We start from the raw sequence: 18,290 nt of genomic DNA, 5'->3' as shown, positions 1-18,290 counted from the left end.
CCCGACCGACGCGCCCGGATCGCTAGGCTGTGTCGGGTGTCCACACGCCTCTCGAAGCTCTTCGTCCGTACCCTCCGGGAAGACCCCGTCGACGCCGAGGTGGCCAGCCACCGCCTCCTCGTGCGCGCCGGCTACATCCGCCGCCAGGCCCCCGGCATCTTCGCCTGGCTGCCGCTCGGCCTCCGGGTCAAGAACAAGGTCGAGGCCATCGTCCGCGAGGAGATGGAGCGCATCGGCGCCCAGGAGGTGCACTTCCCCGCGCTGCTCCCCGCCGAGCCGTACCAGGCCACCGGGCGCTACGACGAGTACGGCCCCGGGATGTTCCGCCTCGAGGACCGCAAGCGCGCGCCCATGGTGCTCGCGCCCACGCACGAGGAGTTCTTCGCGCTGCTGGTGAAGGACCTCTACTCGAGCTACAAGGACCTGCCCCTGTCGATCTACCAGATCCAGGACAAGTACCGCGACGAGGCCCGCCCCCGCGCCGGCATCCTCCGCGGCCGCGAGTTCACGATGAAGGACGCGTACTCGTTCGACCACACCGATGCCGGGCTCGCCGTGAGCTACCAGGCGCAGCGCGACGCCTACGAGCGGATCTTCCAGCGCCTCGGCCTCGAGTACGTCATCGTCGCCGCCGACGCGGGCGCCATGGGCGGGTCCAAGAGCGAGGAGTTCCTGCACCCCACGCCCATCGGCGAGGACACCTTCGTGCGGTCGCCCGGCGGCTACGCGGCCAACGTCGAGGCCTTCACGACGCTGGTGCCCGAGTCGATCCCCATCGAGGGCCAGCCCGCCGCGCGCGTCTTCGACTCGCCCGACACCCCCACCATCGCCACCCTCGTCGACCTCGCGAACGCGCGGGAGCCCCGCGAGGACGGCCGCGCCTGGACCGCCGCCGACACGCTGAAGAACATCGTCCTCGCGCTCACGCACCTCGACGGCACGCGCGAGCTCGTCGTCGTCGGGATCCCCGGCGACCGCGACGTCGACCTCAAGCGCGCCGAGGTGGCCTTCTTCCCCGCCGAGGTCGAGCCCGCCACCGAGGGCGACCTCGCCAAGCAGCCCGGTCTCGTGAAGGGCTACATCGGCCCGTGGTCGCCCGAGGGCCCCGTCCTCGGATCCACGTCGGCCACGAAGGTGCGCTACCTCGTCGACCCCCGGGTCGTCGACGGCACCGCGTGGATCACGGGCGCCAACGTCGCCGGGAAGCACGTGCTCTCGCTCGTCGCCGGCCGCGACTTCACGCCCGACGGCGCCGTGGAGGCGGCCGACGTGCGCGACGGCGATCCCGCGCCCGACGGATCCGGCCCCATCAGCACCGCGCGCGGCACGGAGATCGGCCACGTCTTCGAGCTCGGCCGCATGTACGCGGAGGCGCTCGGCCTCAAGGTGCTCGACGAGAACGGCAAGCTCGTCACGGTCACCATGGGCTCGTACGGCATCGGCATCACGCGGAACCTGGCGCTCGTCGCCGAGGCCACGCAGGACGGCCGGGGCCTCCTCTGGCCCGCGTCCATCAGCCCGTTCGACGTGCACGTGGTCATGACCGGCAAGGACGAGGGGGTCAGGACGGCCAGCGAGGAGCTCGTCGACGCGCTCGACGCCGCCGGCCTCGACGTGCTCTTCGACGACCGCCCCAAGGTCTCGCCCGGCGTGAAGTTCGGCGACGCCGAGCTCATCGGCGTGCCCACCATCGTCATCGTCGGCCGCGGCGCCGCCGACGGCATGGCCGAGCTCTGGGACCGCTGCACGAACGAGCGCACCCCGGTCGCGCTCGCGGACGTCGTGGGCGCGCTCACCGCCGACCGCTGATCCGCTCCCGCTCCGCCCTCGGGGCTGCCCGACCCCTCCCGGTCGGGTAGCCTCGAATCCTTCCAACCGAATAGAGGAGTGGCCCATGGACATCGACCTGAGCGTCTTGCGCATGATGGAGCGCGAGCGCGAGATCCCGTTCGAGGAGCTCGTCTCGATCATCGAGCAGGCCATCCTCACCGCCTACCTCAAGCACACCGACCAGGCGGACGCCAAGCCCGTCGCCGACGGCGTGCCCCCGGCCCGCGTGCACCTGGACCGCAAGTCCGGCCACGTCTCCGTGCACGTCCCCGAGCTCGACGAGGACGGCCTCGTCATCGGCGAGTCGGAGGACAGCCCGAGCGACTTCGGCCGCATCGCCGCCTTCGCCGCGAAGCAGGTCATCAACCAGCGCCTCCGCGACATCGGCGACGACCGCATCCTCGGCGAGTTCAAGGGCCGCGAGGGCGACATCGTCGCCGGCATCGTGCAGCAGGGCCCGAACCCGCGCATGATCCACGTCGACCTCGGCACCATCGAGGCGATCCTGCCGCCCGAGGAGCAGGTGCCCGGAGAGAAGTACACGCACGGCTCGCGCCTGCGCGTCTACGTCACGAGCGTCTCGCGCGGCGCGAAGGGCCCGCAGATCACGGTCTCGCGCACGCACCCGTCGCTCGTCCGCAAGCTGTTCGCGCTCGAGGTGCCGGAGATCGCGCAGGGCCTGGTCGAGATCGTCTCGCTCGCCCGCGAGGCGGGCCACCGCACGAAGATCGCGGTGCGCGCGACCGAGCCCGGCATCAACGCCAAGGGCGCGTGCATCGGCGAGCTGGGGCAGCGCGTCCGCGCCGTCACAGCCGAGCTCAACGACGAGAAGATCGACATCGTCGACTACTCCGAGTCGCTGCCCGTGTTCGTCGGCAACGCGCTCTCGCCCGCCAAGGTCACGAGCTCGTTCGTGATCGACCAGGCGACCAAGGCCGTCCGCGCGCTCGTGCCGGACTACCAGCTGTCGCTCGCCATCGGCAAGGAGGGCCAGAACGCCCGCCTCGCCGCCAAGCTCACGGGCGCGAAGATCGACATCCAGCCCGACTCGATCCTCGAGGGCGACGACTGAGCGCCGCCCGGCGGGACGCGGCCTCCCCGCCGCCGGACGCAGGGGGTAGTATGGATCCGGTAAGAACGTGCGTCGGCTGTCGTCGGCGTGCCCCGAGGTCCGCTCTCCAGCGGATCGTCGCCGATCCCCCCACCCGCTCCCTCGTCCTCGACGAGCGCGCGGTGATGGCCGGCAGGGGCGCGTGGATCCATCCGACCATCGAGTGCATCGACCGAGCCATCGCGAGGCGCGCCTTCGGGCGGGCCCTGCGCAGCGAGGCGGCGCTCGACCCCGCAGCTCTTGGGGGACTACGAGAGCGGCTCGCGGCCCAGCCGAGCGCGCGAGCATCCGAGAGAACAGGCTGAACGGCACATGGACAACTAATGAGCGGCTCGAAATGAGATCCGTCCAGCACTAGCGGTCCCCTCCTGCCTGGGAGAGGACCCCCAGACAGGAGAACAGTGGCAAAACCACGCGTACACGAGATCGCCGCCGAGATCGGCGTCGACAGCAAGACCGCACTCGCCAAGCTCAAGGAGATGGGGGAGTTCGTCAAGGGACCGTCGTCGAGCATCGAGCCCCCCGTGGCCCGCAAGCTCAAGGCGGCGCTCGAGGCCGCCGGGGTCACCGGCCAGGCCGCGGCGCCCGCAGCGGCTCCCTCGTCCGCCCCGCGCCCCGGGAGCCGCTCGTCGGCCCCGAAGCCCGGCGGTCGTCCCACCCCCGGCCCGCAGCCCACGGCTCCCGCCGCTGACGCCCCCGAGGCGTCCGACGTGCCGGCTCCGGTCGCGCCGCTGACCGTCGCGGAGCGCCAGGCCCAGGCCGAGGCGACCCGCAAGGCCGCCGCCGAGGAGAAGGCGCAGGCCGAGAAGTCGGCCGCGTCCACCACCTCCGAGGCCCCGGCCGCGTCGACCCCGAGCGCCCCGCGCCCGGACGCCGGCAGCACCCCGGCGCCCTCCAACGGCATCCCGCGACCCGGGATCCCGCGTCCGGCGGCCCCGCGCCCCGGCAACAACCCCTTCGCGAGCAACCAGGGCATGGGCACCAAGCCCCGCCCGGGCAACAACCCGTTCGCGAGCAACCAGGGCATGGGCCAGCGTCCCGCCGCGGGAGCCGCTGGCCCCCGCCCGGCCGCTCCCCGTCCCGGATCCCCCCGCCCCGGCGCCCCGCGTCCCGGCGGCGTCGGCCAGGGCGCGCGTCCTGCCGGCTTCGGCCAGCGCCCCGCGGGCGCCGGTCGTCCCGGCGGCGCACCCGGTGGAGCGGGACGCCCCGGCGCCCCCGCCGCCGGCGGCTTCCAGCGTCCGGCCGGCGGCTTCGCCGGTCGTCCCGGTGGCGGCGGCCGCGGCCGCGGCCCCGGCGGCGGCACCGCAGGTGCCTTCGGGCGCGGCGGCGGCAAGAGCAAGTCGCGCAAGTCGAAGCGGACGAAGAGGGCCGAGTTCGAGCTGCGCGAGGCCCCGTCGCTGGGTGGCGTCAGCGTCCCCCGCGGCGACGGCAACACGGTCGTCCGCCTGCGTCGCGGCGCGTCCATCTCCGACTTCGCCGACAAGATCGACGCGAGCCCCGGCAACCTGGTGACCGTGCTGTTCCACCTCGGTGAGATGGCGACGGCGACCGAGTCGCTCGACGAGGCCACCTTCGAGGTGCTCGGCACGGAGCTCGGCTACAAGATCCAGGTCGTCTCCCCGGAGGACGAGGACCGCGAGCTGCTCGAGGGCTTCGACATCGACCTCGACCAGGAGCTCGAGGACGAGGACGACGACGTGCTGGAGATCCGGCCGCCCGTCGTCACCGTCATGGGCCACGTCGACCACGGCAAGACGCGCCTGCTCGACGCCATCCGCAACGCCAACGTCATCGAGGGCGAAGCGGGCGGCATCACGCAGCACATCGGCGCGTACCAGGTCTGGGCGCCGCACGAGGGCTACGAGCGCGCCATCACCTTCATCGACACCCCGGGCCACGAGGCGTTCACCGCCATGCGCGCCCGTGGTGCTCAGGTCACCGACATCGCGATCCTCGTGGTCGCGGCCGACGACGGCATCATGCCGCAGACGGTGGAGGCCCTGAACCACGCCCAGGCGGCGAACGTGCCGATCGTGGTCGCGGTCAACAAGGTCGACAAGGAGGGGGCCAACCCCGCCAAGGTGCGCCAGCAGCTCACCGAGTACGGCCTGGTCGCCGAGGAGTACGGCGGAGACGTCATGTTCGTCGACGTCTCGGCGCTCACCGGCAAGGGCGTGGATGACCTCCTCGAGGCCGTCCTGCTCACCGCCGACGCCGGTCTCGACCTGCGCAGCAACCCGAACAAGGACGCGCGCGGCGTGGCCATCGAGGCCCGCCTCGACAAGGGCCGCGGTGCGGTCGCGACCGTCCTCATCCAGTCGGGCACGCTCCGCGTGGGCGACGCCATCGTGGCGGGAACGGCCTATGGCCGCGTCCGGGCGATGATGGACGAGAACGGCGACGCGGTCCACGAGGCCTACCCCTCCAGGCCCGTCCAGGTCCAGGGCCTCTCGTCGGTCCCCGGCGCGGGCGACACCTTCCTCGTCACCGAGGAGGACCGCACCGCCCGTCAGATCGCCGAGAAGCGCGAGGCCGTCGAGCGCAACGCCCAGCTGGCGAAGGCCCGCAAGCGCATCAGCCTCGAGGACTTCACGCGTGCGCTGGAGGAGGGCAAGGTCGAGTCGCTCAACCTCATCATCAAGGGCGACGTGTCCGGTGCCGTCGAGGCGCTGGAGGAGTCGCTCATGAAGATCGAGGTGGACGACTCCGTGCAGCTGCGGATCATCCACCGCGGCGTCGGAGCGGTCACCGAGAGCGACGTCAACCTGGCGACGATCGACAACGCGATCATCATCGGGTTCAACGTCCGCCCCGACCCGAAGGCCCGCGCCCGCGCGGCGCGCGAGGGTGTCGACATCCGCTTCTACAGCGTCATCTACTCGGCGCTCGAGGAGATCGAGTCGAGCCTCACGGGCATGCTCAAGCCCGAGTACGAGGAGGTCCAGTCCGGCGTCGCCGAGATCCGCGAGGTGTTCCGCTCCTCGAAGTTCGGCAACATCGCGGGTGTCATCGTCCGCTCGGGCACCATCACCAGGAACGCCAAGGCGCGGGTCATCCGCGACGGCGTGGTGGTGGGCGACAGCCTGGCGATCGAGTCGCTGCGTCGGTTCAAGGACGACGTGTCCGAGGTCCGCACGGACTACGAGGCCGGCATCGGCCTCGGCAAGTTCAACGACATCCAGATCGGCGACGAGATCGAGACGATCGAGATGAAGGAGAAGCCGCGGGTCTGACCCCGGCCGATCCGGGCCCCGCTCCCCACCAGGGGAGCGGGGCCCTCCCCGTCCCGCCACCCGCGGGGCGCCAGCACCATCCGGGCGCTCACGTCCGGCCGTACCCGCCACCCGCGGGGCGTCAGCACGATGCCGGGTCTCGCCCGGCCGCATCCGTCACGGAAGGACGTCGACCATGGTCGATCACGCGAGGGCCCGGAAGATGGCCGACCGCATCAAGGAGATCGTCGCGCGCAAGCTCGACCGGGGCATCAAGGACCCGCGCCTCGGCTTCGTGACCGTCACCGACGTCCGCGTCACGGGCGACCTGCAGCACGCCAGCATCTTCTACACGGTCTACGGCACCGACGAGGAGCGCGCCGACACGGCCGCGGCCCTGAAGTCCGCGACGGGCATGCTCCGCAGCGAGGTCGGCAAGAACATCACCGCGCGCCTCACGCCGTCGCTCGAGTTCATCCTCGACGGCGTGCCGGAGAACGCGGCCGCGATCGACGCCCTCCTCGAGGAGGCGCGTCGCCGCGACGCCGACGTGCAGGCGCAGGCGAAGGCCGGCGTCTACGCGGGCGACGAGGACCCGTACGTCAAGCCGCGCGTCCTGGAGGACGACGAGGACGAGGACGACGACGAGGACGACGAGGACGACGAGGACGACGAGGTTGCCGACGGCGACCTCGGCGACCCGACGGCGCCCGGGTTCACGCCGGCGCACTGATCCGGCACGGCGCCCTGATCCGGCGTCGAGCGCTGATCCGGCTTCGATGAGGGGGCGCGCGTCGAGGGACGCGCGCCCCCTCCGTGCGTGCGTAGGTGGATCGACGCGTCGCCGCGCGCGTCAGCTCGGCAGGGCGTACGTGCCGTCGGGCTGGACCACGGCGAGCCCGTCGGCCACGAGCCCGGCGAGCGCGCGGTCCCGTTGCACGGGCTCCGGCCATGCGGTCGCGAGGTCGGCGGCGCTCACGGGGGAGTGGCTCGACCGCAGCTCGGCGAGCAGCAGCCCGCGCACCTGGCGGTCGGATCCCTCGTACTTCTTCTGCACCACGCGCACCGGGCCGTCGTAGGCCGGGTAGCCGGCCGCGCGCCACGCGCAGATGCCCCGGATCGGGCACTCCTCGCAGCGGGGCGACCGCGCCGTGCAGACGACCGCGCCCAGCTCCATCGCGCCCGCGTTGAAGACCCGTGCCTCGGCGACGTCGGCCGGCAGCTGCGCCTCCATGGCGGCGAGGTCGGCCGCGGTGCGCGCGGGACCCGGATCGCCCTGGCCGGCGACCGCGCGCGCGATCACCCTCCGCACGTTGACGTCGACCACCGGGTGCCGGTGCCCGAACGCGAAGGCGGCGACGGCGCGCGCCGTGTACGGACCGACGCCGGGCAGGTCGAGCAGGGCGTCCACGTCCTCGGGCACTTCGCCGCCGTGCCGCTCCGTGATCGCGACCGCGCACGCGTGCAGGTTGAGCGCCCGGCGCGGGTAGCCGAGCCGGCCCCACGCGCGGACGGCCTCGCTCGCTGGCGTCGCGGCGAGCGCGGCGGGCGTCGGCCAGCGCACGAGCCACTCCTCGAGCCGCGGGATCACCCGGACCACGGGCGTCTGCTGCAGCATGAACTCGCTGACGAGGATGCCCCAGGATCCGAACCCCTCGCGTCGCCACGGCAGGTCGCGCGCGTTCTCCCGGAACCAGGCGTTGACGTCGCGGGCGAGGGCGGTCTCGGGCATGCGGCCAGCGTACGAGAGCGCGGCCTACGCTCGGGTCATGCCCCTGTACCGCGCCTCCCGCGCCGAGGTCCTGTCCTCGCTCGCCGACGAGTTCCTGCACAACTACGGCCGCGGGCGCGCGTTCCTGGCGGTGGACGGCGGCCCGCTCGCGGATCCCGCGGGCTTCGCGCGCGACCTCGCGGACGTGCTGCGCGCGGGCGGTCACGCCGCGTACGTCGCGGATGCCGCGGAGCACGGCGCCGCGGGCGCGGACGCGCTGCGCGACGGCCTCGTGCGCCCCTTCCGCCGGCCCGGCCTGCCGTTCGCCCTGCGTCCGGGCGGCGATCCCGTGACCGACGCCCCCGACGACGCCGTGCTGCTGGTTTCCGGCGATGCCCTCCAGGCCCCCGAGCTGCGCGGCCTCTGGAACGCGGTCGTCTACCTGCTGCTGCCCGGCGAGCCGCTCGCGACCGCCGGCGGGGACGCCGGATCCGCCGCGCAGGAGGCGCACGCGCGCTACATCCGCGCGGTGAACCCCCGGCGCGCGGCCACCATGATCGTCGACGTCACCGACCCCGAGCTCCCGCGGCGCGTCTTCGCCGACAGCTGCTGACGCCGTCGGCCGAGCTCGTGGAGCGCGGGGCCGGCCGGATCAGCGCGGGACGAGCCGCACGAGCTCGGCGGGGGAGATGTGCCGTCCGCTCGTCTCCACGCCGTGCACGAGCTGCACGAGCGCGGCGTTCACGCGTGCGTCCTGCCCGGCGCCCGGCGCGAGCGCGGCGACGGCGCCGTTGAGGTGGTCGATCTCCGTGGGGCGGTCGCGGCGGATGCTCTGCAGGGTCGACCCCGGGTTCGGCACGCTCCCCATGGCGCGCGCGAGCGACACGGGCAGCCGGCCGGCGAGTCCGACGGGCATCGACGCGAACGCCTTCAGCCGCCGGTGCGTGAGCCCGGCGAGCGAGCCGAAGACGACGCCGCGGGCGAGGCCCGTGCGGACGGTCTCCTGCATGGCGCGCGTGACGATCCGCCGCATGACCGGGTCGGCGATCACCGCCTGCGCGCTGAGGCCCGTGACCGCCGGGACCGCGTTGATGCCGTTCACGACGAGCTTCGTCCACTGCGCGCCGCGGAAGTCGGGGGCGACGGTGACGGGCATCACCGGGTCGAGGACGCGGCGCACGAGCTCGACCCCGGCGCCGTCCGGGCCGTCCGCCGAGCCGATGTGGATGCCGGCGGGTCCCGTGACGGTGACGAGCCCGGGCTCCGTCAACGAGGTGGCGAGGAGCGCGAGCCCGCCCACGACCTGGGAGCGCGGCAGGCACTCGGCGCCCATCCGCAGGCCCGACAGGCCGTTCTGCACGACGAGCACGGGGATGCCCCTCAGCCAGCCGGCGTTCTCCCGCATCGCATCGCGGGCGTCGGCGATCTTCGTGGCGACGATGGCGAGCTCGGGCGGCCGTCCCAGGCGCTCGGCGGCGGCGACGCGCGCGACGTGCGCGCCCCATCCGCCGGCCAGCCGCAGCCCGCGGTCCTGGATGGCGCGCAGGTGCGGCCCGCGCGCGGTGACGTCCACCTGGTGGCCCGCCCGCTCCAGCAGCGCGGCGACGGTCCCACCGACCGCTCCGGCCCCCACGACCCCGATCAGCACAGGCCCTCCCTCGACACCCGATCCTAAGCCGGGCCGCCTCCGCGGATCCGGGGACGCGTCCCCGCACGGCATGATGGTCAGGCCATGGAATCCCCGACCCCCCGCGCCGCTCCCTCCACCGCGAGCGGCCTGCTCCTCGTCGACAAGCGCGGGGAGTGGACCAGCCACGACCTCGTCGCCCGCACCCGCCGCCTCGCCGGCACGCGCAAGGTCGGGCACGCCGGCACGCTCGACCCCATGGCGACGGGCCTCATGATCCTCGGCGTCAACAGCTCCACGCGCCTGCTCACGTACCTCGTCGGCCTCGACAAGGAGTACCTGGCCACGATCCGCCTGGGCCGCGCCACCACCACCGACGACCGGGAGGGCGAGGTCGTGTCGCGCGCCGAGCCCGGCCGCATCCGCGACCTCGCCGTCGCCGACGTGGAGCGCGCGATCTCGGGCCTCCGCGGCGTCATCTCGCAGGTCCCGAGCGCGGTGAGCGCCATCAAGGTCGACGGCAAGCGCGCCTACGCCCGGGTCCGCGCGGGCGAGGACGTCGAGCTCGCCGCGCGCGAGGTCACCGTCTCCGCCTTCGACGTGCTCCGCTTCTCCGCGGTCGACGCGGAGGAGGGCGAGGAGGACGGCGCGCAGCTCGACCTCGACGTGCGCATCACCTGCTCGTCCGGCACGTACGTGCGGGCGCTCGCGCGCGACCTCGGCCGGGAGCTCGGCGTCGGCGGGCACCTCACCGCGCTCCGCCGCACGCGCGTCGGGCCCTTCCACGTGGACGACGCCGTGGCCATCGACGACATGGTCGTCGCCGACCGCCTCATCCCGCCGGCCGAGGCGGCCGCCCGCCTCTTCGACGTGCTGCACCTCACCGCGCAGGAGGCCGTCGACCTCGGCCACGGGAAGAAGCTGACGACTCCGGATGAGGCGCCCACCGAGGATCCGCTCGCCGCGGTCGCGCCCGACGGCCGGCTCGTGGGGCTGGTCGGCTTCCGCGGCCGCACCGGCACGTCCCTCGTCAACTTCCCGGCCGACGACCCGGGCGCCTCGTGATCGGCTGGCTCACGGTCGCGCAGATCGCGGTGGCCGTCGTGGCCGGCGTGCTCTGCCTCGTGGTGGGGGCGATCGGACGGAAGCCGAGCGACCTCACCGTGCTGCCGACCGCCCTCGTCGAGGTGCTGCTCGTCGTGCAGCTCGTCGTCGCGATCGCGGCCCCCGCCGTGGGGAACCCGCCGTCGGGCAACCTCGTCGAGTACTACGCGTACCTGCTGAGCGGCCTCGTGATCCCGCCGCTCGCGATCTTCTGGGCCCTGGTCGAGCGCACGCGCTGGAGCACGATCATCCTCGGCGCCTCGTGCCTGGCCATCGCGATCATGGTCTACCGGATGGACGTCATCTGGAACGTGCAGTCCGCGTGATCGCGGCGTTCCCCCGGTAGGGGATAATCGCTGGTGCCATGACTGACTCCCGGAACTCGCGCATGACCGGCCTCGGACGGGTCCTGGTCTTCTTCTACGGGCTGCTCGCCCTCGCCGCGACCGGGCGGTCCGTCACGCAGATCCTCACCAAGTTCGACGAGGCCCCCGTCGCGTACGCGCTCTCGGCGCTCGCCGCGGTCGTCTACATCGTCGCCACGGTCGCCCTGGTCGCGCCCGCCAAGAGCCCGGACTCCGCGCGCCGCTGGTACCGCATCGCGTTCGCCACCATCGCGTTCGAGCTCGTCGGCGTGCTGGTGGTCGGCACGCTGAGCCTCGTCGACGCCCAGCTCTTCCCGCACGACAGCGTGTGGTCGGTCTACGGCAACGGCTACGGCTTCATCCCCCTGGTGCTGCCCGTGCTCGGGCTGTGGTGGCTGCGCCGCGGCGGACGCTCGCGGGTGAGCGCGGTGGACGAGCGCCCTGTGCGCGGGGACCGCTGACGTGATCGTCGTCCACGACCCGGCCGGGGTGCCGGGAGGATTCGGGCCGAGCGCCGTCACCATCGGCAAGTTCGACGGCGTGCACGCCGGGCACCGCGCGGTCATCCAGGGCCTCCTGGGCATCGCCGCCGACGAGGGCCTGGCCTCGGCCGTCGTCACGTTCGACCGGCACCCGGCCGCCCTGCTCGCGCCCGCCGCGCGCCCGCAGAGCCTCGTGAGCAACCGGCAGAAGATCGAGCTGCTCGCTGAGCTCGGCGTCGACGCGACCCTCATGCTCCCGTTCGACGAGCGCCTGCAGCGGCTGAGCCCCGAGGAGTTCGTCCGCACGGTGCTGGTCGACGCCCTCGGCGCCCGGGTCGTGCTCGTGGGCGAGGACTTCCGCTTCGGCGCGCAGGGTGCGGGCGACGCCGCCACCCTCACGCGCCTCGGCGAGCGCCACGGCTTCCGCACGGTGGTGGTCGGCGACGTCATGCCGGACGGCAGCCGCAAGGTCTCCTCCACGTGGATCCGCGACCTCATGGACCGCGGCGACGTGACGGCCGCGGCGGAGCTCCTCGGCCGCTGCCCCGCCGTCCGCGGCGTCGTCGTGCACGGCGAGAAGCGCGGCCGCGAGCTCGGCTTCCCCACCGCCAACCTCTCGCCCGAGGCCGAGGGCCTCATCCCGGCCGACGGCGTCTACGCCGGCTGGCTGCGCGACGGCGACCGCACCTACCCGTCGGCCATCTCCGTCGGCACGAACCCCACATTCGCAGGCGTCCGGCCCCGCGTCGTCGAGGCGTTCGTGCTGGACGAGACGCTCGACCTGTACGACCACGAGGTCGAGGTCGTGTTCGTCAGCCGGATCCGCGGCATGGTCGCGTACGAGGGCCGCGAGCCGCTGATCGCGCAGATGACGGACGACGTCGTGCGCACCCGTGCGGTGCTCGGGATCTAGGCGGCGTCTCCCGCGGCGTCGCCCTCGGGGCGGGGCGTGCGGCCGAAGAGGTACATGATCAGCGTCGACGCGGTGGCCTCGATGGCGGGGCCGTGGCCCACGCTCCAGCCGGCGTCGGAGGCGCGGAGCGTCCGGGCGCGCAGCACGCCGCGGATCCCGGCGGGCGCGATCGCCGCGCGGGCCACCGCGACGGCGCCCGTCGAGCGGTGGTCGAGCTCCAGGTCCACCTTGAGCGCGTGCGCGATGTCGAACGCGTGCACGACCACCTCGAGGAGCTCCGGCAGGCGCTTGCGGCCCTTGCCGGCGCGCTTCTCGGCGGCGATGGCGCGGATCCGGGCGACGAGGTCCTCGGGGGCGCGGCGGGCCTCGTCGGCGCTGAGGTCGTCCATCACGTGCATGGGGTTGAGGTGGGGGCGGCGGCGCATGGATCCCACGGCCGTGCGCACCATGGCGCCGTTGCTCGCGCCCACCCGCCAGACGACGTGCCCGGCGACGTCGCGCACGGTCCAGCCCTCGCACATGCTCGCGGCCTCCCAGCCGTCCGCGTCGAGGGAGGCGAGGAGGTCGGCCGTGCGGTCGAGGACGTCGGCGATCTCGGCGCTCCAGACGCCCGTCACGCGCGCCTCGGGCTCGGAGGGGCGCTGGCTGAGGGGCAGGTGACGGGAGATCTCGCTCATGGCCGAGAGCCTATTCCGGCCGCCGTAGAATCTGGTGGTGACGACTCCTCCCGCCGCTCCCCGCGCGGGTGCGCTCCTCGCCCTCGTCGGCATCGTGCTGGTGGCCCTGAACCTCCGCACCGCCGTCGCCGTCTTCTCGCCGATCGTCGACGAGATCGGCCGCGACGTGCCGCTCGACACCGTGTCGATCGGCGTGCTCGGCGCCCTGCCGCCCGTCTGCTTCGCGCTCTTCGGCCTCCTGGCGCCCGCGATCTCGCGCCGCCTGGGCCTCGAGCTCACGGTCGTCGTGGGCCTCGCCGCCATGATCGCCGGGCACCTCGTGCGCGCCGGCTCGTCGCACGTGGTCGTCTTCGGCATCGGCACGATCCTCGCGCTCGCGGGCATGGGCCTCGGCAACGTGCTGCTGCCGCCGCTCGTGAAGAAGTACTTCCCCGGCCGGATCGGGCCGCTCACCTCCGTCACCACCGTGATGATGTCGATCAGCACGGGCGTGCCGTCGCTCGTCGCCGCGCCGCTGGCGGACGGCGCCGGCTGGCGCGTCGCGATCGGCGCGTGGGCCGGGGTCGCGGTCGTGGCGCTCGCGCCGTGGATCGCCCTGCTCGTCGAGCACCACCGGCACACCCGCCGCGAGCGCGCGGCCGCGGCCGGGCTCGACCGGGTGGAGGAGGCGCCGGCCGCCGTCACGGGCCGCGTGTTCCGCTCGCCGGTCGCGTGGGCGCTCGTCGGGATCCAGGCGGCGTCGTCGTTCAACGCGTACGCGATGTTCGCCTGGCTGCCCGCGCTGCTGCAGGACACGGCGGGCCAGTCGCCCGTCGCGTCCGGCGCGCTGCTCGCGGTCTTCGGGTTCATGGGGCTGCCGGCCGCGATCATCATGCCGATCCTCGCCGCGCGGATGCGGAACGTCGGCATCCTGATCCAGGTCGGCGTGCTGTTCTTCGTCGTCGGCTACGTGGGCCTCCTGGTGGCGCCCGCCGCGGCGCCGCTCCTGTGGGTGGCCGCCGCGGGATCCGGTCCGCTGCTGTTCCCGCTCGTCTTCGTGCTCATCAACCTGCGCACCCGCACGCACGGGGGAGTGGTCGCGCTCAGCGGGTTCGTGCAGGGCATCGGCTACTCGATCGGCGCCCTCGGGCCGCTGCTGTTCGGCGTGCTGCACGAGCTGTCCGGCGGGTGGACCGTCCCGCTGCTGATGCTGTTCGCCATGGTCGCCGTGGCCTCCGCCTCGGGCTTCTACCTCGCGAGGCCGCGCATGCTCGAGGACACCTGGGACCGCGCCGCGCGCGACGAGGCCGCGCGCGTCCGCTGACCGGGATCCCGGTCAGAAGCTCGGCACCATCTCCTTGCGGTGCACGAGCGCGCCCGCGCCGATGAGCGGGCCGTCCTCCGAGAGCCCGGTCGGCACGACGCGCGTCTTCATGACGAAGCCGAACTGCGTGCGGAGCGCGAGGGGCTCGCGGATCATGTCGAAGAGGTCGGGCGTGACCCGGCTGAAGCCGCCGCCGATCGCGACCACGTCGAGGTCGACGAGGGAGCTGGCCGACGCGATGGCCCGGCCGATCGCGAGGCCCGCGCGGCGCACGGCCGCGACGGCCGTCTCGTCGCCGTCGCGGTACGACGCGGCGAGGTCCTCGCCGGTGGATCCCGTCCACCCGCGGGCGCGCGCCCACGCGACGCTCCGAGGCCCGGACGCGACGGCCTCGACGCACCCCTGCCCGCCGCAGCTGCACGGGTCGTCGAAGCCCGCGACCTCGACGTGCCCGATGTGGCCGGCGTTGCCCGTGGCCCCCGCGGCCGTGCGGCCCGAGAGCACGAGGCCGCCGCCCACGCCCGTGGACACGATCATGCCCATCACGTCGTCGTAGCCGCGCCCCGCGCCGACCCAGTGCTCGGCGAGCGTGATCGCGAGGCCGTCGACCTGCAGGGTGACGGGCACGTCGGGCGTCAGCTCGGCGATGCGGTCGCGGAGCGGGTAGTCGCGCCAGACGGGGACGTTGAGCGGGGAGACGAGGCCCTCGCGCACGTCGACGGGGCCGGCGGCGGCGAGGCCGGTGCCCACGAGCTCCGCGTCGGCGGGCAGCGCTTCGAGCGCCTGCCGGGCCACGCCGAGGACGGAGTCGAGCAGCTCGTCGGCGGAGCGCTCGGGTCCCGTGGGGCGCCGGAAGCGGCTCCCCTCGAGCACGCGGCCGGCGTCGTCCACGAGCGCGGAGTCGACCTTGGTGCCGCCGAAGTCGACGGCGAGCGCGAGCGTGCGAGGCATCTTCGTCCTGTCCCGGTCCCGGATCCGCCCGTCCACCGGCGTCCAGGATAGGGGCGGGCGGAGGCCTCGACCGGAGACGCGCGGCCCGTCCTGCGCCCTCCGCCGGACCCGGCTGCCCTCACACCTGTGTGGAATTCATGGGCCGTCCGGCGGCTCCGCGCCTAGGCTCGGCACGTGGATCCCGATCACGCCCCCGGACAGGCCCCCAGAGAGCCCTCCGACCCGCGCGCCGAGAACGCCGCGCCTGCGCGCCGCGGCTCGGCCCCCGCGCTCGACTTCGCCGACGCGGCCGAGGCCCGCCTCGCCTCCCGCGAGCTCGACGAGGGGATGCCCGCCTCCACCGGCCTCGAGGACGAGGTCACCGAGACCCGCGCCCGCTTCCCGTCCTTCCCCGGCTCCCTGCTCGACGAGGCGAAGGCGTCCACCGTCTTCCTGCCGTACCAGTTCGTCTTCCGCCGTCTCATCGACCTGCCCGCGCCCATCGTGTGGGACGCGGTGTCCGACGGCGACATGCTCTCGGGCTGGCTCGCGGAGGCCACCGTCGAGCAGCGCGAGGGCGGCGACTTCTGGTTCGAGTGGATGACCGTGCCGGACCGCAGCCTCTCCTCCGCCGCCGGCGGCTTCGTCAGCCGGTTCGACGAGGAGCGCCAGATCGAGTACACGTTCCTGCACGAGGGCGATGTCACGGCGCGCTTCCACCTGCGCCTGGAGGACGTCCCCGGCGGCCCGCGCGATCGGCAGACCGAGCTCCTCGTGACGGTCTCGGGCCTGCTGCCCTCGGGCATCGCGAACGTCCTCAAGGCGAGCTGGCGCCTGCACCTCGACCTGCTGGAGGACCTGGTCCACGGCGTCCCGGTCGACTGGGCCACGTGCGAGGCGGAGCACGGCGCCACCTGGCGCCGGTACCTCGCCGAGCTCGAGTCCGCCGAAGGCTGATCCCCGGCCGTCGCCCACGCGGCACCCCGGCTCCTGGGAGCCGCTTGCCAGGCTGATTGCCTAGCGTGAGGGAATGACATCGCCGAGCGTCGCCTCCCGTCTCGCCCTCGTGACCGGAGCGACCGGCTACATCGGCGGTCGGCTCGTGCCGCGCCTCATCGAGGCCGGCTTCCGGGTGCGCGTGCTCGTCCGCGACCCGCGCCGGCTCACGGACGTCCCCTGGCGCGACGACGTGGAGGTCGTGCAGGGCGACCTGTCCGACGCATCCACGCTCGCGCCGGCGGTCGACGGCGTCGACGTCCTCTACTACCTCGTGCACGGCATGGGCGCGAAGGGCGACTTCGCCGCGTCCGAGCGCGAGTCCGCCCGGAACGTCGCCGAGGCCGCGAAGGCGGCGGGCGTGGGACGCATCGTCTACCTCGGCGGGCTGCACCCGGACACCGACGAGCTCTCGAAGCACCTCGCGAGCCGCAAGGCCGTGGGCGACGTCCTGCTCGCCAGCGGCGTGCCGACCATCGCGCTCCAGGCGGGCGTGGTCATCGGATCCGGCTCCACGTCGTTCGAGATGATCCGCCACCTCACCGAGGTGCTGCCCTTCATGCCGGCGCCCGCCTGGGTGCGGAACTTCATCCAGCCCATCGCGATCCGCGACGTCCTCTACTACCTGGTGGCCAGCGCCGACCTGCCCGCCGACCTCAACCGCACCTTCGACATCGGCGGCCCGGACGTCCTGCGCTACGGCCAGATGATGAACGGCTACGCGGTCGAGGCGGGCCTGCCGCAGCGGCCCATCGCCTCCATCCCCATCTTCGCGCCGCGCCTCGCCGCCCACTGGGTGAACGTGGTCACGCCCATCCCGCGCACGCTGGCCGTGCCCATCATCGAGTCGCTGCAATACGACTGCGTGATGGGGGAGCACGACATGTCCACCTACATCCCGGACCCCGAGGGGGGGCTCACGGGCTACCGCCGCTCGGTGCGCCTCGCGCTCGGCCGGATGCGCGACGGCGTCGTCGAGACGAGCTGGAAGGACTCGGCCGTCGTCGGCGCGCCGAGCGACCTGCTGCCGAGCGACCCGGACTGGTCCGGCCACACCGTCTACCTCGACCTCAAGGAGCGCTCGACCGACGCGGCGCCCGAGGACCTGTGGGCCGTCATCGAGTCGATCGGCGGGGACAACGGCTGGTACTCGCTGCCCGTGGCGTGGGCGGCGCGCGGCTACATGGACAAGCTGGTCGGCGGCGTCGGCCTCCGCCGCGGCCGGCGCAGCGCCACCTCCCTGCAGACGGGGGACGCGCTCGACTTCTGGCGCGTCGAGCACATCGAGCGCGGTTCGAGCCTCCGGCTCCGCGCCGAGATGAAGCTGCCGGGCGAGGCCTGGCTGGAGCTCAGCGCCACGCCGCGCGAGGGCGGCGGCAGCGACTACCGGCAGCGGGCGATCTTCTTCCCGTCCGGCCTCGCGGGCCGGCTCTACTGGTTCTCGATCCTGCCGTTCCACGGCGTGATCTTCACGTCGATGGCCAACCGCATCACGGCGAAGGCGCTCGCGGCCACGACCGCCCGCGAGCCGGAGTCGGCGCCCGCGGGGGCCGCCCGGTGAGCCGGCGGACCGGGGCGCCGCGCATCGGCCTCATCCTCCTGACCCTCGCGGGCATCGCGCTCGCGTCCGCGGGCCTCGCCACCGCCGTCACCATGAGCGTCTCGGCGCCGGTGCAGGCCCAGGCCGACCTCGCGGCGCTCGGCGCGTCCGACGCGGGGGCGGGCGCCGCGCGCGCACCCGAGCCGCGCACCACGCCCTCCGAGGCCTGGACGCCGCTGCCCGCGGAGGCCGCGGACGGCCGCAGCATCACCGACCTCACGCAGCACGCCGCCACGCGCGTGACCGTCGACGTGCTCGGCATGCGGATCACACCGGGCGAGGCCGGCGCGCTGCTCGCGACGATCCTCAGCGTGCCGCTCGTCATCACCGTGATCGCGCTCGTGGCCGGCCCCCGGCGGCGCCGTCGCTGGAGCGGGGCGCTCCGCCGGAACCGCGGCTAGGGCGTCCCGCCGTCCGGTGACATCGCCG

General features: G+C 73.9%; 18 protein-coding genes. 14 read left to right on the top strand and 4 right to left on the bottom strand.

The genetic code is table 11. The annotated features are described in order from the left end of the window. Positions 1-36 precede the first annotated feature (36 nt). From ACU4ZT_RS11415 to rbfA, 5 genes are all read left to right on the top strand, one after another. Entirely contained in the window at positions 37-1,809 is a 1,773-nt protein-coding gene (locus ACU4ZT_RS11415) for a proline--tRNA ligase (RefSeq protein ID WP_445337201.1), read from the top strand. 85 nt (positions 1,810-1,894) lie between these two features. After that, positions 1,895-2,902 (top strand): transcription termination factor NusA, encoded by a 1,008-nt coding sequence (gene nusA / locus ACU4ZT_RS11410; protein WP_063070680.1) that lies wholly within the window; start codon positions 1,895-1,897, stop codon positions 2,900-2,902. 50 nt (positions 2,903-2,952) lie between these two features. Further along, positions 2,953-3,246 (top strand): YlxR family protein, encoded by a 294-nt coding sequence (locus ACU4ZT_RS11405; RefSeq protein ID WP_081234819.1) that lies wholly within the window; start codon positions 2,953-2,955, stop codon positions 3,244-3,246. 96 nt (positions 3,247-3,342) lie between these two features. Further along, positions 3,343-6,174 carry a translation initiation factor IF-2 gene (gene infB, locus ACU4ZT_RS11400; protein ID WP_063070679.1) on the top strand — a complete coding sequence of 944 codons (2,832 nt, stop codon included), beginning with the start codon at positions 3,343-3,345 and terminating at the stop codon, positions 6,172-6,174. 175 nt (positions 6,175-6,349) lie between these two features. Next, positions 6,350-6,886, top strand: a complete 537-nt coding sequence (gene rbfA, locus ACU4ZT_RS11395; RefSeq protein ID WP_063070678.1) for a 30S ribosome-binding factor RbfA — start codon at positions 6,350-6,352, stop codon at positions 6,884-6,886. Between the two features lie 120 nt (positions 6,887-7,006). On the opposite strand, the gene ACU4ZT_RS11390 is transcribed toward rbfA, so the two are convergent. Continuing rightward, on the bottom strand, positions 7,007-7,885 hold the full coding sequence (locus tag ACU4ZT_RS11390; RefSeq protein WP_063070677.1) for an HhH-GPD family protein: 879 nt from the start codon (positions 7,883-7,885) through the stop codon (positions 7,007-7,009). 37 nt (positions 7,886-7,922) lie between these two features. Here ACU4ZT_RS11390 and ACU4ZT_RS11385 point away from each other — a divergent pair, with 37 nt between their 5' ends. Next, on the top strand, positions 7,923-8,477 hold the full coding sequence (locus tag ACU4ZT_RS11385; protein WP_063070676.1) for a nucleoside/nucleotide kinase family protein: 555 nt from the start codon (positions 7,923-7,925) through the stop codon (positions 8,475-8,477). Positions 8,478-8,516: 39 nt separating this feature from the next. On the opposite strand, the gene ACU4ZT_RS11380 is transcribed toward ACU4ZT_RS11385, so the two are convergent. After that, entirely contained in the window at positions 8,517-9,512 is a 996-nt protein-coding gene (locus ACU4ZT_RS11380; RefSeq protein ID WP_414749006.1) for a ketopantoate reductase family protein, read from the bottom strand. An 84-nt stretch (positions 9,513-9,596) separates the two neighbouring features. Here ACU4ZT_RS11380 and truB point away from each other — a divergent pair, with 84 nt between their 5' ends. The 4 genes from truB to ACU4ZT_RS11360 are packed head-to-tail and all read left to right on the top strand — an operon-like array spanning position 9,597 to position 12,355. Next, on the top strand, positions 9,597-10,556 hold the full coding sequence (gene truB, locus ACU4ZT_RS11375; RefSeq protein ID WP_414764079.1) for a tRNA pseudouridine(55) synthase TruB: 960 nt from the start codon (positions 9,597-9,599) through the stop codon (positions 10,554-10,556). Continuing rightward, entirely contained in the window at positions 10,553-10,921 is a 369-nt protein-coding gene (locus ACU4ZT_RS11370; RefSeq protein ID WP_063070673.1) for a hypothetical protein, read from the top strand. The genes truB and ACU4ZT_RS11370 overlap by 4 nt, the downstream gene beginning before the upstream one ends. A gap of 38 nt (positions 10,922-10,959) precedes the next feature. Further along, positions 10,960-11,421: a hypothetical protein gene (locus tag ACU4ZT_RS11365; RefSeq protein ID WP_063070672.1), complete on the top strand. Its 462-nt coding sequence runs from the start codon at positions 10,960-10,962 to the stop codon at positions 11,419-11,421. 1 nt (position 11,422) lies between these two features. Then, the gene (locus tag ACU4ZT_RS11360; protein WP_063070671.1) at positions 11,423-12,355 is read left to right on the top strand and encodes a bifunctional riboflavin kinase/FAD synthetase; all 933 of its coding nucleotides are present in this window, start codon (positions 11,423-11,425) and stop codon (positions 12,353-12,355) included. Here the strand turns inward: ACU4ZT_RS11360 and ACU4ZT_RS11355 are convergent. Further along, a complete protein-coding gene (locus tag ACU4ZT_RS11355; protein WP_063070670.1) occupies positions 12,352-13,032 on the bottom strand; it encodes a maleylpyruvate isomerase family mycothiol-dependent enzyme in 681 nt (226 codons plus the stop codon). The two genes, ACU4ZT_RS11360 and ACU4ZT_RS11355, sit on opposite strands and share 4 nt — an antisense overlap. Before the next feature lie 37 nt (positions 13,033-13,069). Between ACU4ZT_RS11355 and ACU4ZT_RS11350 the strand changes: the two genes are divergently transcribed. Continuing rightward, complete coding sequence (locus tag ACU4ZT_RS11350; RefSeq protein WP_254654455.1) at positions 13,070-14,335, top strand: MFS transporter; 1,266 nt, start codon at positions 13,070-13,072, stop codon at positions 14,333-14,335. Positions 14,336-14,347: 12 nt separating this feature from the next. Here the strand turns inward: ACU4ZT_RS11350 and ACU4ZT_RS11345 are convergent, their stop codons facing one another. Further along, positions 14,348-15,286 (bottom strand): ROK family protein, encoded by a 939-nt coding sequence (locus ACU4ZT_RS11345; RefSeq protein ID WP_270981004.1) that lies wholly within the window; start codon positions 15,284-15,286, stop codon positions 14,348-14,350. Between the two features lie 174 nt (positions 15,287-15,460). On the opposite strand from ACU4ZT_RS11345, the gene ACU4ZT_RS11340 reads away from it, so the two are divergent. The 3 genes from ACU4ZT_RS11340 to ACU4ZT_RS11330 all read left to right on the top strand — a co-directional run bounded on the left by ACU4ZT_RS11340 (position 15,461) and on the right by ACU4ZT_RS11330 (position 18,262). Then, positions 15,461-16,222, top strand: coding sequence for an SRPBCC domain-containing protein (locus tag ACU4ZT_RS11340; RefSeq protein ID WP_063070667.1), 762 nt, complete (start codon positions 15,461-15,463; stop codon positions 16,220-16,222). A 73-nt stretch (positions 16,223-16,295) separates the two neighbouring features. Further along, positions 16,296-17,822: an SDR family oxidoreductase gene (locus ACU4ZT_RS11335; protein ID WP_445337200.1), complete on the top strand. Its 1,527-nt coding sequence runs from the start codon at positions 16,296-16,298 to the stop codon at positions 17,820-17,822. Then, positions 17,819-18,262, top strand: a complete 444-nt coding sequence (locus ACU4ZT_RS11330) for a hypothetical protein (protein ID WP_063070665.1) — start codon at positions 17,819-17,821, stop codon at positions 18,260-18,262. Before ACU4ZT_RS11335 ends, ACU4ZT_RS11330 begins: the two co-directional genes overlap by 4 nt. Positions 18,263-18,290: the final 28 nt, after the last annotated feature.

Source organism: Clavibacter davisi (assembly GCF_052751415.1).
This window is presented reverse-complemented; position numbering and strand designations above follow the sequence as displayed.

Coding starts and splice junctions, on each gene's coding strand:
- nusA (WP_063070680.1), top strand. CDS start 1,895: ATGGACATCGACCTGAGCGTCTTGCGCATGATGGAGCGCGAGCGCGAG.
- ACU4ZT_RS11405 (WP_081234819.1), top strand. CDS start 2,953: ATGGATCCGGTAAGAACGTGCGTCGGCTGTCGTCGGCGTGCCCCGAGG.
- rbfA (WP_063070678.1), top strand. CDS start 6,350: ATGGTCGATCACGCGAGGGCCCGGAAGATGGCCGACCGCATCAAGGAG.
- ACU4ZT_RS11390 (WP_063070677.1), bottom strand. CDS start 7,885: ATGCCCGAGACCGCCCTCGCCCGCGACGTCAACGCCTGGTTCCGGGAG.
- ACU4ZT_RS11385 (WP_063070676.1), top strand. CDS start 7,923: ATGCCCCTGTACCGCGCCTCCCGCGCCGAGGTCCTGTCCTCGCTCGCC.
- truB (WP_414764079.1), top strand. CDS start 9,597: ATGGAATCCCCGACCCCCCGCGCCGCTCCCTCCACCGCGAGCGGCCTG.
- ACU4ZT_RS11365 (WP_063070672.1), top strand. CDS start 10,960: ATGACTGACTCCCGGAACTCGCGCATGACCGGCCTCGGACGGGTCCTG.
- ACU4ZT_RS11355 (WP_063070670.1), bottom strand. CDS start 13,032: ATGAGCGAGATCTCCCGTCACCTGCCCCTCAGCCAGCGCCCCTCCGAG.
- ACU4ZT_RS11345 (WP_270981004.1), bottom strand. CDS start 15,286: ATGCCTCGCACGCTCGCGCTCGCCGTCGACTTCGGCGGCACCAAGGTC.
- ACU4ZT_RS11335 (WP_445337200.1), top strand. CDS start 16,296: ATGACATCGCCGAGCGTCGCCTCCCGTCTCGCCCTCGTGACCGGAGCG.